General features: G+C 60.7%; 14 protein-coding genes and 2 tRNA genes. 8 read left to right on the forward strand and 8 right to left on the reverse strand.

All coding sequences use genetic code 11. The features are described from left to right. Positions 1 to 19: 19 nt before the first annotated feature. From INT29_RS14920 to INT29_RS14935, 4 genes are all read right to left on the reverse strand, one after another. The gene (locus tag INT29_RS14920; protein WP_193072113.1) at positions 20 to 925 is read right to left on the reverse strand and encodes an ACP S-malonyltransferase; all 906 of its coding nucleotides are present in this window, start codon (positions 923 to 925) and stop codon (positions 20 to 22) included. A gap of 55 nt (positions 926 to 980) precedes the next feature. Continuing rightward, complete coding sequence (locus INT29_RS14925) at positions 981 to 2,180, reverse strand: PucR family transcriptional regulator (protein WP_101574640.1); 1,200 nt, start codon at positions 2,178 to 2,180, stop codon at positions 981 to 983. 146 nt (positions 2,181 to 2,326) lie between these two features. Then, the gene (gene aceE, locus INT29_RS14930; protein ID WP_193072115.1) at positions 2,327 to 5,089 is read right to left on the reverse strand and encodes a pyruvate dehydrogenase (acetyl-transferring), homodimeric type; all 2,763 of its coding nucleotides are present in this window, start codon (positions 5,087 to 5,089) and stop codon (positions 2,327 to 2,329) included. A 111-nt stretch (positions 5,090 to 5,200) separates the two neighbouring features. Further along, complete coding sequence (locus tag INT29_RS14935) at positions 5,201 to 5,353, reverse strand: hypothetical protein (RefSeq protein WP_193072117.1); 153 nt, start codon at positions 5,351 to 5,353, stop codon at positions 5,201 to 5,203. Between INT29_RS14935 and INT29_RS14940 the strand changes: the two genes are divergently transcribed. Genes INT29_RS14940 through INT29_RS14950 form a run of 3 tightly spaced genes read left to right on the forward strand, consistent with a single transcriptional unit; the run spans position 5,352 to position 6,705 of the window. After that, positions 5,352 to 5,795 carry a DUF3052 domain-containing protein gene (locus tag INT29_RS14940; RefSeq protein ID WP_226831263.1) on the forward strand — a complete coding sequence of 148 codons (444 nt, stop codon included), beginning with the start codon at positions 5,352 to 5,354 and terminating at the stop codon, positions 5,793 to 5,795. The genes INT29_RS14935 and INT29_RS14940 overlap by 2 nt on opposite strands. After that, positions 5,792 to 6,262 carry a peroxiredoxin gene (locus tag INT29_RS14945; RefSeq protein WP_193072119.1) on the forward strand — a complete coding sequence of 157 codons (471 nt, stop codon included), beginning with the start codon at positions 5,792 to 5,794 and terminating at the stop codon, positions 6,260 to 6,262. Before INT29_RS14940 ends, INT29_RS14945 begins: the two co-directional genes overlap by 4 nt. Positions 6,263 to 6,300: 38 nt before the next feature. Continuing rightward, a complete protein-coding gene (locus tag INT29_RS14950) occupies positions 6,301 to 6,705 on the forward strand; it encodes an HIT family protein (protein ID WP_101574643.1) in 405 nt (134 codons plus the stop codon). Between the two features lie 41 nt (positions 6,706 to 6,746). Here INT29_RS14950 and INT29_RS14955 read toward each other — a convergent pair whose 3' ends face one another. Together INT29_RS14955 and INT29_RS14960 are read right to left on the reverse strand one after the other, a co-directional pair. Further along, complete coding sequence (locus INT29_RS14955; RefSeq protein WP_193072121.1) at positions 6,747 to 7,517, reverse strand: MerR family transcriptional regulator; 771 nt, start codon at positions 7,515 to 7,517, stop codon at positions 6,747 to 6,749. A 63-nt stretch (positions 7,518 to 7,580) separates the two neighbouring features. Next, a complete protein-coding gene (locus tag INT29_RS14960; protein ID WP_193072123.1) occupies positions 7,581 to 8,750 on the reverse strand; it encodes a trans-sulfuration enzyme family protein in 1,170 nt (389 codons plus the stop codon). Between the two features lie 109 nt (positions 8,751 to 8,859). Here INT29_RS14960 and INT29_RS14965 point away from each other — a divergent pair, with 109 nt between their 5' ends. Both INT29_RS14965 and INT29_RS14970 read left to right on the forward strand, forming a co-directional pair. After that, positions 8,860 to 9,336 carry an Lrp/AsnC family transcriptional regulator gene (locus tag INT29_RS14965; RefSeq protein ID WP_101574646.1) on the forward strand — a complete coding sequence of 159 codons (477 nt, stop codon included), beginning with the start codon at positions 8,860 to 8,862 and terminating at the stop codon, positions 9,334 to 9,336. A 46-nt stretch (positions 9,337 to 9,382) separates the two neighbouring features. Continuing rightward, positions 9,383 to 9,811, forward strand: a complete 429-nt coding sequence (locus INT29_RS14970) for a DUF1801 domain-containing protein (protein ID WP_193072125.1) — start codon at positions 9,383 to 9,385, stop codon at positions 9,809 to 9,811. 54 nt (positions 9,812 to 9,865) lie between these two features. On the opposite strand, the gene INT29_RS14975 is transcribed toward INT29_RS14970, so the two are convergent. Then, positions 9,866 to 10,465: a DUF2249 domain-containing protein gene (locus INT29_RS14975; protein ID WP_193072127.1), complete on the reverse strand. Its 600-nt coding sequence runs from the start codon at positions 10,463 to 10,465 to the stop codon at positions 9,866 to 9,868. A gap of 115 nt (positions 10,466 to 10,580) precedes the next feature. Between INT29_RS14975 and INT29_RS14980 the strand changes: the two genes are divergently transcribed. After that, entirely contained in the window at positions 10,581 to 10,922 is a 342-nt protein-coding gene (locus tag INT29_RS14980; RefSeq protein ID WP_101575107.1) for a cupin domain-containing protein, read from the forward strand. A gap of 123 nt (positions 10,923 to 11,045) precedes the next feature. On the opposite strand, the gene INT29_RS14985 is transcribed toward INT29_RS14980, so the two are convergent. Next, positions 11,046 to 11,122: transfer RNA gene (locus INT29_RS14985), tRNA-Pro, on the reverse strand. 82 nt (positions 11,123 to 11,204) lie between these two features. Between INT29_RS14985 and INT29_RS14990 the strand changes: the two genes are divergently transcribed. Then, the gene (locus INT29_RS14990) at positions 11,205 to 11,696 is read left to right on the forward strand and encodes a TetR family transcriptional regulator (protein WP_101575086.1); all 492 of its coding nucleotides are present in this window, start codon (positions 11,205 to 11,207) and stop codon (positions 11,694 to 11,696) included. Positions 11,697 to 11,776: 80 nt separating this feature from the next. Next, positions 11,777 to 11,850 (forward strand) — tRNA-Val (locus tag INT29_RS14995). The last annotated feature ends 1,131 nt before the right edge of the window (positions 11,851 to 12,981 follow it).

Raw genomic sequence — 12,981 nt, forward strand, 5'->3', positions numbered from 1 at the left:
GATGGTCTTCCTTTGGTGATCAGGCGTGGGCCGCGGCGAACTCGCGTGCGCCGTCGAGGTCTGCAGCGGACTTGATGGCGAACGTCTCCACGCCCTTCATGGCGCGTCGAGCGATGCCGGTGAGGGTGCCGCCGGGGACGAGTTCGATCATCCCGGTGACTCCGGCGTTCAGCAGGGTCTCCTGGCACAGGTCCCAGCGGACCGGGTTCGTGACCTGCTTGACGAGACGGCCGACGTAGTCCTGTCCGTCCTCGACGACGGTGCCGTCAGAGTTGCTGAGGATGGAAGTGGAAGGATCCGCGATCTCCAGCGCCGAGGCGGTGGAGGCCAGTTCAGCGGTCGCGGGAGCCATGAACTCGGTGTGGAAGGCACCGGCAACAGGCAAGGCGATGACGCGGGCCTTCTCCGGAGGGTTCTCGGCCAGCTTGTCGAGGTTCTCCTTCGACCCTGCTGCCACGGTCTGCCCACCGCCGTTGACATTGGCCGGGCTGGCCCCGGCAGCTTCGATCGCAGCCAAAACGTCCTCGGGGTCGCCGCCGACAACGGCTGACATTCCCGTTGGTGTGTGGGCGGCGGCAGATGCCATCCCGGCACCGCGGACGGCGACGAATCGCATGGCGTCAGACGCTGTGAAGATCCCGGCGATCTGTGCGGCGGCGATTTCGCCGACCGAGTGACCGGCGACATATTCGGCTGTGGCGCCGAGTTCCGAGGCGCACGCGATCGCCGAGGCGACCAGCAGCGGCTGTGCCAGTGCGGTGTCTTTGATGGTCTCGTCACCGGATTCTGTTCCGTGCAGGCGCAGGTTGATCCCGGATGCGGCGGACAGTTCATCGATCTGTGCGGCGAAGGTCTCAAGTTCCAGGAAGGAACTCAGAAAGCCCGACTTCTGGGCACCTTGGCCCGGGCACGTGATAGCTAGCACTCAGTTCTCTTTTCGCTCGACTTCGCTGTTCAATCTAGTGGATGGATCTTTTGGATCAGTGTGTTTTGTCGCTGTTCGACAATAGCCCGGCATCTGACAGTCGCCCGTAGACCAATGCGATGTGGATGACGAAGGCGTCGCGGGAGACCGTGGGGTCCAGTGCGATTGCCGAGGTGATCTTTCGGAGCCGGTATCTCACGGTATTCGGATGGACGGACAGCGCCTTGGCTGTGGCCTCTAGGGATGATCCGAATTCGACGTAGGCGCTGACGGTTTTGAGCAGCTGTCCCGTGCCGGAGGTCAGTGGTTCGTAGTACCTGCTGATGAGTTCGCCCAGCGCGACGCTGTCTCCGGCCAGGGCCCGTTCGGGCAGGAGCTCTTCTGCCCGAACCGGGCGGGGTGAGTCGGGACGAGCCGTCGCGGCCTTGAGCGCCATGATCGCAGCCTTCGCCGAGGTGGCGGCCTCCGCCAGGGACGGAACGCTGGGTCCGACGATGACCTCGGAAGGTCCGAAGCACTCGGAGAGATCTTCCACGGCGGTATCGAGGTCCGTGGCACCGCCGAGGACGATGAGCAGACGGTTGTCGTGAATGCCGACGAGTGCGTCATCGGCCCATTTGCGAGCCTTGCGGCGAATGACGTCGAGGCCGCGCTTGGCCGACCTCTGCGGGGCTCGTCCCACGAGGACGCTGACGGGGCCCTCGGACTGCCAGCCGAAGGCAGCGGTGCGGCTGGCCAACTCATCCACGGAGTCACCGCGGACCAAGGCGTCGACGACCATCGCCTCTAAGCGAGCATCCCAGCTGCCTCTGGCCTCGGCCGCGCGGGCATAGACATCGGCGGCGGCGAAGGCGATCTCACGGGAGTAGACGAGAACGGCTTCCCTCAGCGCCGGCTGTTCGACCGGGCGGGCAATGTCGGGCACCCTCTCCTCAACGACTTCGACAACGATCTTGAGCAGCTGGAGGGTCTGCTGGAGGCTGATTGCGCGGATGAGGTCGCGCGGAGCGGACTTGAAGATCTCGCTGACGACGCGCAGATCGGTGTCGGGCTTGCGATACCAGTCGATGAACGACGTGATGCCCGACTGGGCCAACAGTCCGACCCAGGAGCGATCCGATGGGGACATGCTGCGATACCAAGGGAGCCGAGCTTCGAGTCGCTGCAGGGTCACTGTGGAGAGGACTCCCACTCCTGCGCGCAGACGACGGGCCGTCTCTGCACGGCGCCGGAGCGTCTCGGCGTCAGTTGTCATAGGCACCACTTTAAACGCTTTGTCACAATACGCTTGTGTGCGACACACAAGCGTTTGTCGGTTGAGACAAGTATGGCCGGAGTCTTGGCGACTCCGGCCATACTCAGTGCGGTGTCAATGCACCACCTGCACCTGGCTCGATGAGATCAGGCGCCGGCTCCCTCGGTTGAACCCGAGGTGCCAGCGGAGACGTCGTCGAGCTGGTACTTCTGCGCCGCCTCGGCGGCCTTGTCGATCGAGATCGCGCCGGTGTCGGCCAAAGAGATCAGGGCCTGTGTCACGACCGAAGGCCCGTCGACGTGGTAGTAACGGCGCGCCGCTGGACGGGTGTCCGAGATCGCGTAGCCGTCGGTACCCAGGGACGTGAAGTGGCCGGGCACGTATTGACGGATCTGATCCGGAACCGCGCGCATGTAGTCCGAAGTCGCCACAACAGGGCCCTCGGTCTCAGCCATCTTCTGTGTCACATACGGCACACGTGCCTCGACGTCGGGGTTGAGCAGTCGGTCGTCTTCGGCGTTGAGACCATCGCGACGCAGCTCTGTCCACGACGTCACTGACCATACGTCTGCCGAAACGCCCCAGTCCTCAGCCAACAGCTCCTGGGCCTCGAGGACCCAGGGGACGCTGACGCCTGAGCCCATGAGCTGGACCTTCGGGCCACCGTTATCGGGACCCTTCGACAGCAGGTACATGCCCTTGAGCACTCCATCGACGTCGAGATCCTCGGGTTCAGGAGGCTGGACCATCGGCTCGTTGTACAACGTCAGGTAGTACAGAACGTTGGGGTCACGCTCATCTTCAGGGTCGTACATGCGATGGATGCCATCACGCACGATCCGGGCGATCTCGTAGGAGTAGGCGGGATCGTAGGACACTATCGACGGGTAGGTCGAGGCCAGAAGGTGCGAATGACCGTCACCGTGCTGCAGCCCCTCGGCCACCAGCGTGGTCCGACCTGCCGTGGCGCCGAGAACGAAACCACGCGCCATCTGGTCCCCAGCGGCCCAGAAGAAGTCTCCGGTGCGCTGGAATCCGAACATCGAATAGAAGATGTAGAACGGAATCATCGGCTCGCCGTGCGTGGCATACGCGGTGCCGGCCGCAGTGAGTGCGGCAGTCGCGCCAGCCTCGTTGATGCCCACATGGAGCAGCTGGCCGTCGGTGGCTTCCTTATACGCAAGGAACAGGTCACGGTCGACCGAGATGTAGTTCTGTCCGTGCGGGTTGTAGATCTTCGCCGTCGGGAAGAACGAGTCCATACCGAAGGTACGGGCCTCATCGGGGATGATCGGGACAATGCGCTTGCCGAACTCCTTCTCCCGCATAAGGTCCTTGAGTACACGGACGAAGCCCATTGTGGTCGCGATCGTCTGCTTGCCCGAACCGCGCTTGCCGGCATCGAAGGCCTTGTCGGAAGGCAGTTTGAGATCGATATGGGTGCTGCGCCGTTCGGGGGAGTAGCCACCCAGGGCCGCACGACGCTCCTGCATGTACTTGAGCTCCGGAGCGTCCTGCCCGGGGTGGTAGTACGGAGGCAGCTTCGGGTTCTCCTCGAGATCCTTGTCCGAAATCGGGATCTGGAAGTGATCGCGAGCGAGCTTGAGATCGTCGACCGTGAGCTTCTTCATCTGGTGTGTGGCGTTGCGAGCTTCGAAATGAGGTCCCAGCGAGTAGCCCTTGACGGTCTTGACGAGGATGACGGTCGGCTGACCGGTGTGTTCGGCTGCGGCCTTGTATGCGGCGAAGACCTTGCGGTAGTCATGGCCGCCGCGCTTGAGGTTCCAGATCCGCTCATCGCTGTAGTCCTCGACCATGGCCTTGGTGCGAGGATCACGCCCGAAGAAGTTGTCGCGGACGAAACCGCCGGACTCGCCCTTGTACGTCTGGTAGTCACCATCAGGGGTGGCGTTCATGAGGTTGACCAGCGCACCGTCACGGTCCTTACCCAGGAGGGTGTCCCATTCGCGGCCCCAGACGACCTTGATGACGTTCCATCCGGCACCGCGGAAGTAGGCTTCGAGCTCCTGGATGATCTTGCCGTTGCCGCGGACCGGTCCGTCGAGACGCTGCAGGTTGCAGTTGATGACGAAGTTGAGGTTATCGAGCTCTTCGAAGGCGGCGACATGAAGCATCCCACGGCTCTCCGGCTCATCGAGCTCACCGTCACCGAGGAACGCCCAGGTCTGCTGCTGCGAGGTGTCCTTGATACCGCGGTTGTGCATGTACTTGTCGAACTGCGCCTGGGCGATCGCGTTCATCGGTCCCAGACCCATCGACACCGTCGGGTGCTCCCAGAAGTCAGGCAGCTGGTGAGGGTGCGGGTAGGAAGGCAGCCCGCTGGGCTTGCCGTCGACCTGGTGGGACTGCTGCTGACGGAACCCGTCGAGATCCTGTTCGCTCATCCGACCTTCGAGGTAGGCACGAGCGTACATTCCGGGCGAGGCATGTCCCTGGTAGAAGATGTGGTCGCCGCCGCCGGGATGGTCCTTGCCGCGGAAGAAGTGGTTGAGTCCGACTTCGTAGAGTGTGGCCGACGACGCGTAGGTCGAGATGTGTCCGCCGACCTCTACTCCGGGCCGCTGAGCGCGGTGGACGAGCATCGCTGCGTTCCAACGGTTCCAGCGCCTGTAGCGGCGCTCAACTTCTTCGTCGCCGGGGAACCACGGTTCGTTCTCGGGTCCGATGGTATTCACATAGTCGGTGGCTGTCAGGCTGGGCACGCCGATCTGCTTCTCTCGCGAACGCTGGAGCATCCGCAGCATGACGTAACGTGCACGTGATCGTCCGCCCTCGTCGATGAGGCCGTCCAGCGATGCCAGCCACTCCTCAGTCTCTTCGGGATCGATGTCGGGCACCTGGCTGGGCAGCCCGTTGAGTATCGGTCCGCCCTGTTTCCGATTGTCCACGGTGTGGTCCTCTCTTCCGCTCCACGATCTTCGTTGGTGTCGAGATCTGGGTGATCGAGTGGAATGGAGAATCAAATCATGATTGAGCCCAGGGTCCACCAGATACTCCCATCAGCCTAGTCCTCCGGCGCGAACTTCGCTGGAGAGAAATGTTGTGATCTCGGTGACGAGTTCATGGTCTTCGATGCGCTTTGACGTGGATTGCGTCGCCTTGGCGCGCCGCCATTTGCGCCTTGAGCCCAGTTGACGGAACAATGAGGGCATGAGTAACTCCTCTTCTGAAAGGACATCTTCCACGTCGACCCTCCCGAACGAGCTGGGCCAGAACCTTGGTTTGGCTGCGGGAGACTATGTGCAAGAAATCGGCTACGACGATGACGTCGACTTGGACCTGTGCCAGGCGATCGAAAACATCATCGGTGACAAGATCGCAGACGGCGACGAAGACGGTGTCTTCGACGTCATTCTGATGTGGTGGCGCTCCGACGACGACGACCTCATTGATGGCCTCGTCGACGCGCAGGCCACATTGAAGGAAGGCGGAGCCGTCTGGCTACTGTCACCCAAGGCAAGTCGCCCCGGCCACATCAGCCCGGCCGACATCTCTGAGGCAGCTCCCACAGCTGGCATGCACGTGACCTCCACAGTCAGCGCTGCCGAATACTGGGCAGGCTTCCGTTTGGTAGGCAAAAAGAACTTCTCATGATCCTTCGGCCCGGAGCTCGGGCCCCTGATTTCTGCGTACCCGATCAGTTCGGGTCCACGCTCCACCTCGCCGAGGCGCTCCGTCAGTCGGCTGTCATCCTCGTCTTCTTTCCGTTCGCTTTCTCACCCGTCTGCGGTGATGAGGTCAGAGCCCTTGAAGACGTGAGACAGTCGCTGGCGACCGAGTCTGCACCGGTCGAGATCATCGCCATGTCCGTCGACTCCAAGTACACGCTCGCCGCGTGGTCACAGGCTCGTGAGATCGGCATTGATCTCGGTTCGGACTTCTGGCCCCACGGCGAGGTGGCTCGGTCCTATGGAGTCTTCGACGCTGATCATGGTGTCGCCGAACGCGGCGTCTTCGTCATCTCCCAAACGGGTACGATCGTGAGCAGTCGTCAGGTTGCACGAACCGAAACGCGTGACTTCACAGCTGACGTTGCTCAAGCACGAGCACTCAGCCGTTGAGTCGATGCGATCATCGGATCATCAAGGAGGAATGAACTATGGCCACCATCTTCACCAAGATCATCAACGGGGAGATTCCGGGCACTTTCGTCTACCAAGACGATGTGTGCGTGGCTTTCCTCGACGTCGCACCGATGACCGAGGGCCACACCATGGTCGTCCCCCGGGAAGAGATCTCACACTGGATCGACGCAGACCAGGACCTGCTCGATCACCTGATGGCGGTGGCGAGGCAGATCGGACGTGCCCAGAAGGAGGCCCTCGACTGTGAGCGCATCGGCCTGCTCGTCGTCGGATATGAGGTCCCACATCTGCACATCCACGTCCTGCCGACGAACTCCATGGACGATTTCGATATCTCCGATCGTGCGCCTATGCAGACCCCTGAGCAGCTGGCAGGGCCCGCCGAGAAGATTCGGCGAGCCCTGGAGCGGCAGTCCTGATCAGTCGCTTCGATATCAGCGGTTTCGATATCCGCAGCTGATCACTGCGGTTGACCTGCGTTCATGTTGAGGTAGTTCTCGAGTGAGTCTCGGACCAACTCGGCGCCTTCGACCCCGCCGTAGTTGGCTGCGAAACGAGGATCGCTGACATACATATCGGCCAGGCCGCGGACATATCCGTCGAGGTTCCCCGACGGATCTTCGGCAGGAGTCCCGGGTACGGCTCTGAGCCACTCGACATGACGTCGAGCCAGGTCCTGGCAACGATCTGATCCCGGGTCGGCCCCTGCCTCGGCGGCGTTGGTCCAGTCTTGGTTGAGTTCCTCGACCATGGCTTTCCACGACTGCTTATCCATGCTGGGAAGGGATTCCCACCATAGCGCTGATGTCTCATACGCCTCTCTGCCCCAGCGCTGCGTCACTTCTTCTTTGTGTCTGCGATGGTCGAATCCGTCAAACATTTCCTCTGCCATGAGAGGTTCACCTGCTTCCAATCGTGCGATGGTCGCGGTGACGGCGGCGATCTGCCTCTCGATCCGTGCACGCTCGCGTCCGAGGCTGTGCACATGGTCGCCCAATGCCGCTATCGGGTCGGCGGTGGCTTCGAGCGCCTCCGCGATCCGATTCAATGGCATCCCCAGCTCCTTGAGCAGGAGGATGCGCTGCAGGCGCACCAACCCTGTCTCGTCGTAGTAGCGATATCCGTTGTGGGCAGTGTACGTCGGTGGCAGTAAGCCGATTGCGTCATAGTGACGCAGCGTTCGGCTCGTTGTCCCCGTCATCCGTGCTGTTTCCTGTATGGACCAGTCCATGACGATCAGCTTAGAAGTTGACGTCGCGTCAATGTCAACGCAGCAGTGGAATCAGGCTGCGGCTCAGCTCGCGTCGAGGGCGGCGAGGAGATCATCTGCCAGGTCATCGACGTGTTCGAGTCCGACAGAGAGCCGGATCAGACCGTCGCCGGGCTTGGCCGTGGCCGCGACCGGCCGGTGGGTCAGCGACGCCGGATGCTGGATGAGTGTGTCGGCACCGCCCAGTGACACCGCGTGGACGACGAGGCTGCAGTGTTCGACGAAGCTGCGTGCGGCATCGAAGCCGCCGGCGAGTTCCATTGCGATCATGGCTCCACCACCGGACATCTGACGTCCAAGCAGCCCACGCGGATCCTGGCCTTCCAGGCCCGGGTAGTGGACTGCCGCGATGGCAGGGTGGCCGGCCAGACGCTGCGCGAGGTCACCGGCGGTCGTCTGTGCCGCTCGCATGCGCACGGCCAGGGTGCGCAGTCCCCTGTGGAGAAGGTAGGCACCCATGGGGTGGAGGAGTGCCCCAGTGATCGCGCGGACCTGTCGCAGGCGCATCGCCCAGTCGGAGTTGGTGGCGATGATTCCGCCCATGGCATCGCCATGACCGCCCAGGTATTTGGTGGCACTGTGCAGAACCAGGACCGCACCGTGGGAGATGGGCTGCTGGAGCACGGGAGTGCAGAAGGTGTTGTCCACCAGCACCGGGACGTTACCGGCGGCTGCGACGACACCATCAAGATCAACGAGATCGAGGCTGGGGTTGGCTGGGGTCTCGACGATGACGAGTCCTGTGTCGTCTTGGATCGCCGAGGCGATGTCGGCTTCCTTTGCCCACGTGACGGTCGTGCCCAGCAGTCCCGATTCGAGGAGATGGTCACTTCCGCCGTAAAGGGGACGCACTGCAACGATGTGGGGTGTTCCTGCGCTGACTGCTGCCAGGAGGGCCGCGGTCATTGCGGCCATGCCGGTGGCGAATGCGACCGCTTCGTCGGCGCGTTCGAGTTCGGCCAGGGCGGTCTCGAAGCGTGCGACGCCGGGCTGCCACAGGCGCTGGTAGACGGCCGAGTCGCCGTCCTTGAGCCGATGACCGGTGGCCAACCATTCGTAGGAGTCACCGCCGGTGGCGACATCGTTGACGGGGTTGGTGGTCGAGAGGTCGATGGCCGGAACGTGGACTCCTGCCTCGGTGAGGCCGTCCATTCCGCCGTGGACCATGAGCGTTTCTGGGTGCAGTGAGGTCATGACAGCATTCAAGTCACTTCTGCTATGAACTGCAATCCTCGGTCCAGGATCTGTGATTTTTGGTTACACAATGAAAGTTTCTTGAATCTGCTATGCCAGAATGTGAGTCATGTCGCAGAAAGTGGAACTCGATGATGTTGACCGCCAGCTGCTCAAAGCTCTCAGTGATGATGCCAGAGCATCCGGCACCGCTTTGGCTGCGGCTGTGGGCATCTCGGAGTCGACGGTGTCCCTTCGCCTCAAGCGCCTCAAGACCTTGGGCGTGATCCGAGGCTTTCGCGTCGACATTGATGCCGCAGCCATAGGTGTTCCACTCCAAGCTTTGATCTCAATCCGTCTGGCCAAGCATGACCGTGCGGAGATCGACGCCTTCACAGCCGCAGCACCTCAGTTCCCGGGGGTTGTAAGGATGTATCACATGGCAGGAGCCGATGATTATCTGCTCCACATCGTCGCCACAGACACCGAGGCGGTCCAATCCTTCGTCCTCGACTATCTCACCCGCTACCCGGCCGTCGCCCATACCCGAACCAACCTCATCTACAAGGTTCAAGACGGCACTGCATGGATCCCAGACGGTGCCTGAACATCGCTGCGGTGCCGGAACACTGCTGAGAGTCCATACTTAAGCCATGACGACACAGAAGACACAGCCCACCGATGCCGACGTCGGGGAATTCCTGCAGGCCGCAGTTCCGAACAAGAGACGTGAGGACGGGATCAGGCTCGAAGAGCTCTTCAGTGAGGTCACCGGCACCCAGCCGGTGATGTGGGGTCCATCGATCGTGGGTTATGGACAGTACCAATACGTCTCACCGTCGAATCCGCGCAATCGTGGTGTGTGGCCCAAGACCGGGTTCTCACCACGTAAGGCTCAGCTGTCGTTGTACGGGCTCAAGGACACGTCGGCTGAGGCTGCCTTGCTGCCGGGCCTCGGCACATACACAGAGGGCGCCGGGTGTGTGTATGTCCGTAAGTTAGAAGACATTGACGAGGCGGTCCTGCGCAGGCTCATCACCATTGCGTTTGACCGCCCAGACGATCCCGAACCCGTAGCCTGACTGCAGTCTTCATTGCAGATCTGACCGAACCGTCTGGCCTCTTCTCCGATGGGATCAGTGTCGACTGGTGATCGTCAGTCCCTGTTTGCGCTGGTGGACTGAGAAGTAACGCAGGCCCAGAGCGTCGTCGGCGAGGAATCGGCGACGAGAACGGCGTGGCAGCCAGACGATCTGGCCGGGGGTCAGCGGAATTGTGGTCAGTTCCGTCTCCAAGGTTCCGGCGCCGTCGAGGATATGGATGAGGACGTCGAGTCCCGGCCCGACGTGTTCCTTGATCTCACCGCCTGGAGACAGGGCGATGATGTTTGCATCGAGATCACGTTGCTGAGGCTGAAGCTGCCACACTGACCCGGAGGTCTCAGCCGCCCCGCCGAGTTCACCTACATCAGCGAGGACGCGGGGGAGTGGTGTTCCTGCTCGCTTGCTGATGAGAACCCGAAATTCCTGGTCATCCGATGCCTGCGGTTCCCAGGCCAGCGCCTCAGCGTACTCGGCCTCCATCTCGATTTTGAGGTTCTTGGGTTCATGATCGTTGATGAGGATCAGTCCGGAACCGACATCGAGTTTCTGATAGGCGGCCATGACGAACGGGTGCCGTTCAGGTTTTGGTACCGTGCGCACGTCGATGATTTCGGGCGCGGTCTCATCTGTCATGGGAACCTCCACTGTTGGTCTGAAACTGATCAACTTCAAGTTAGCATCAGGGTGACGGCGGGAATGAAATATGGTTTCACGCCCTCGTGAACTCGACATTAGGACAGGAGATACGATGACGGACAATTCCCAGACTCAAAACCTTGGTGAGCTGACGAGCGAACTTCTGGAAAAGGCGCGTGGTACAAACAGCGGGCGGGCTGCCCACGGTGTCTACAGCGGGCGTTATCTCAAACAAGCGCTGCTGACCTTGACGGCAGGGACCAAGATGGCCGAACACGATTCTCCGCCGGAGGCGACGCTGCAGGTGCTGCAGGGACGTGTGGCATTGTCCTCAGCCGAGGAGTCGTGGGAGCTCAGCGCCGGTGATCTCATGACGATACCTCCGGAGAGGCACTCCGTGCAGGCGCACGAGGATTCCGCCTTCCTGCTGACCATTCGAACCGATGTGAGCTGAGCGCTCAGGCGTCCAGCAGTGATGTTTTGCTCTGGGCCTGACCTGGGGTGACCCAGCCTGGCGGCACGGGAGACAAGAAAAATGTGCCGCGACATCGAGTGAACGATGTCGCGACACATTACATGGTCGGGATAGCGGGATTCGAACCCACGACCTCCTCGTCCCGAACGAGGCGCGCTACCAAGCTGCGCTATATCCCGTGACCAGGAACTACTATAGCGATGGTGACCCGTTCTGAAAAATCGGCACGGTCGACCATCCGCAAATGGAAGGAACACCTCGTTGGCACTGACTGCCGGGAGCATCACGACAACCGCCCTCGACATCCTTTCGCGCTACGGACTGGGTGATCTGTCGATGCGCAGGCTCGCTCGTGAGCTCGAGGTCCAGCCTTCCGCACTGTATTGGCACGTCAAAGACAAGCAGGAGCTCTTCGTCCTCATCGCCACACGGATGAATGCTGAGGTCGATGCGCGATGCCCATCGACTTCTGACCCGCTTGTGACTGCGATGGCGCTGCGGGACATCCTCCTGACCTATCGTGACGGTGCTGAGATTATGCTCCTCGGATTCTCGATCGCCCCCGCCGCAGTGACTCCAAGCGCATTGAGTGCTGAAGCCTTAGGCACGACCGTCTCCCATGGAGTGATGGCACATGCCCTCGGTGCCGTGGCGATCGAACAGAATCGCAGACTCTTCGGTATTGAAGATGCGGATGCAGGTGAGAATTTCGCCAATATCGTGGCGCGCCTGCTGAAGACAGAGAGCGACTGAACACGGAATTCGTCTGCCCGCATGGCCTTATGGCATACTGGTCAAGCACGTTCGGGAGCTATTGCTCCTGACCTGCTGTGGGGCCTATAGCTCAGTTGGCTAGAGCATCTCGCTTACACCGAGAGGGTCGGGGGTTCAAGTCCCTCTGGGCCCACAGTTTAACATTCGATAAGTTGCCTGGTCAGAGTCTTACTGAGTCAAAGTTTAACCGTTGAAATGGTCACTTGCCCACATTTCTTTCTGAACCGTTGTGATCTATGAACATCCAACGCGTCTGTAACTGGTCCAAATCGGGGCCGAATCGGTCGGGACTGATACAGGGTTTGGTGACATCTAAACTGGCTCGTTTGGATACAGCTCGGGAACGACAGACATCAAGCCACAACCTTATCCACAAGTTTGGCGATGCCGTCGTCCGCGGGGACTGGTGAGAGGGGCTGCGTGGTGCGAAGGAACCGTTCGATAGCCGCGGTTGATTCGTTCGCGACCCTGTGGCTTTGATGGGCAGCTTTGTCGGCCTGGATCAATGCTGTGATTATTTGTAATTGAAGGTCCGCGATCGCGATGTCGTCGCGACTTATCCACTCGCCGAGGCGGAGTGCAGCGCGCACAATGTTATGCGACGTCGTAAGTGCGTACCCCTATTTGGAAAGCAAGTCGATGAGTTTTCTCAGCAGTGGGTTCAATGGGCCACCACCGCGGCGAGGACGTAACCGCAGCCTCGTCTACCAGTCGTCGGTGGGACCTGTGTCTGCTTGTCGGTTCATGGCTAGAGCCTTTCTCCTAAGATCGGGAAAAAGCATGTCAGTCTTTGGTTATGCCGACCTTTGAATTATCCGTGACGCTGTGACAGGAGACAGCGCCCGGGAGTTCGGCATAAGCCAACATCAGCATATGCTCTGAATTCGGTTTATAAGGCTCAGCTGATCTCTCGGAAGGGGTGGTCGGAGCTGATTGAAGTGATGACTGAGAACTCGAAGTGAGTGGCTTGGTACATCTAGGAACTGCTGGGTTCAGCTTTTAATTATCGTCGGTTGATAGAGGTTCGATCTGTATGGATCAGGCAGGGTGACACCGAGACAGTGGCCGCACAGAATACCAAAAACAGCCACTACGAAACCCGGATCTTGACACCAAGCGCGGAGGGAGCCATAGACCGGTCTTTTACTGAGGACTCCAGGTCCGGGTAATCGGAAGGCCTTACCAGCTCCTTCCAGTTCCCATTAGGTAACTGAGTATTTTGAGGTTTGAAGGCCACTCGATATTGCCTCAGGGGACCACCGGT

It is taken from the genome of Brevibacterium sp. FME37 (assembly GCF_014897485.1).
Lineage (GTDB): Bacteria > Actinomycetota > Actinomycetes > Actinomycetales > Brevibacteriaceae > Brevibacterium.

Coding starts and splice junctions, on each gene's coding strand:
- INT29_RS14925 (WP_101574640.1), bottom strand. CDS start 2,180: ATGACAACTGACGCCGAGACGCTCCGGCGCCGTGCAGAGACGGCCCGT.
- INT29_RS14940 (WP_226831263.1), top strand. CDS start 5,352: ATGAGTAACTCCTCTTCTGAAAGGACATCTTCCACGTCGACCCTCCCG.
- INT29_RS14935 (WP_193072117.1), bottom strand. CDS start 5,353: ATGCCCTCATTGTTCCGTCAACTGGGCTCAAGGCGCAAATGGCGGCGC.
- INT29_RS14945 (WP_193072119.1), top strand. CDS start 5,792: ATGATCCTTCGGCCCGGAGCTCGGGCCCCTGATTTCTGCGTACCCGAT.
- INT29_RS14950 (WP_101574643.1), top strand. CDS start 6,301: ATGGCCACCATCTTCACCAAGATCATCAACGGGGAGATTCCGGGCACT.
- INT29_RS14955 (WP_193072121.1), bottom strand. CDS start 7,517: ATGGACTGGTCCATACAGGAAACAGCACGGATGACGGGGACAACGAGC.
- INT29_RS14960 (WP_193072123.1), bottom strand. CDS start 8,750: ATGACCTCACTGCACCCAGAAACGCTCATGGTCCACGGCGGAATGGAC.
- INT29_RS14965 (WP_101574646.1), top strand. CDS start 8,860: ATGTCGCAGAAAGTGGAACTCGATGATGTTGACCGCCAGCTGCTCAAA.
- INT29_RS14970 (WP_193072125.1), top strand. CDS start 9,383: ATGACGACACAGAAGACACAGCCCACCGATGCCGACGTCGGGGAATTC.
- INT29_RS14975 (WP_193072127.1), bottom strand. CDS start 10,465: ATGACAGATGAGACCGCGCCCGAAATCATCGACGTGCGCACGGTACCA.
- INT29_RS14980 (WP_101575107.1), top strand. CDS start 10,581: ATGACGGACAATTCCCAGACTCAAAACCTTGGTGAGCTGACGAGCGAA.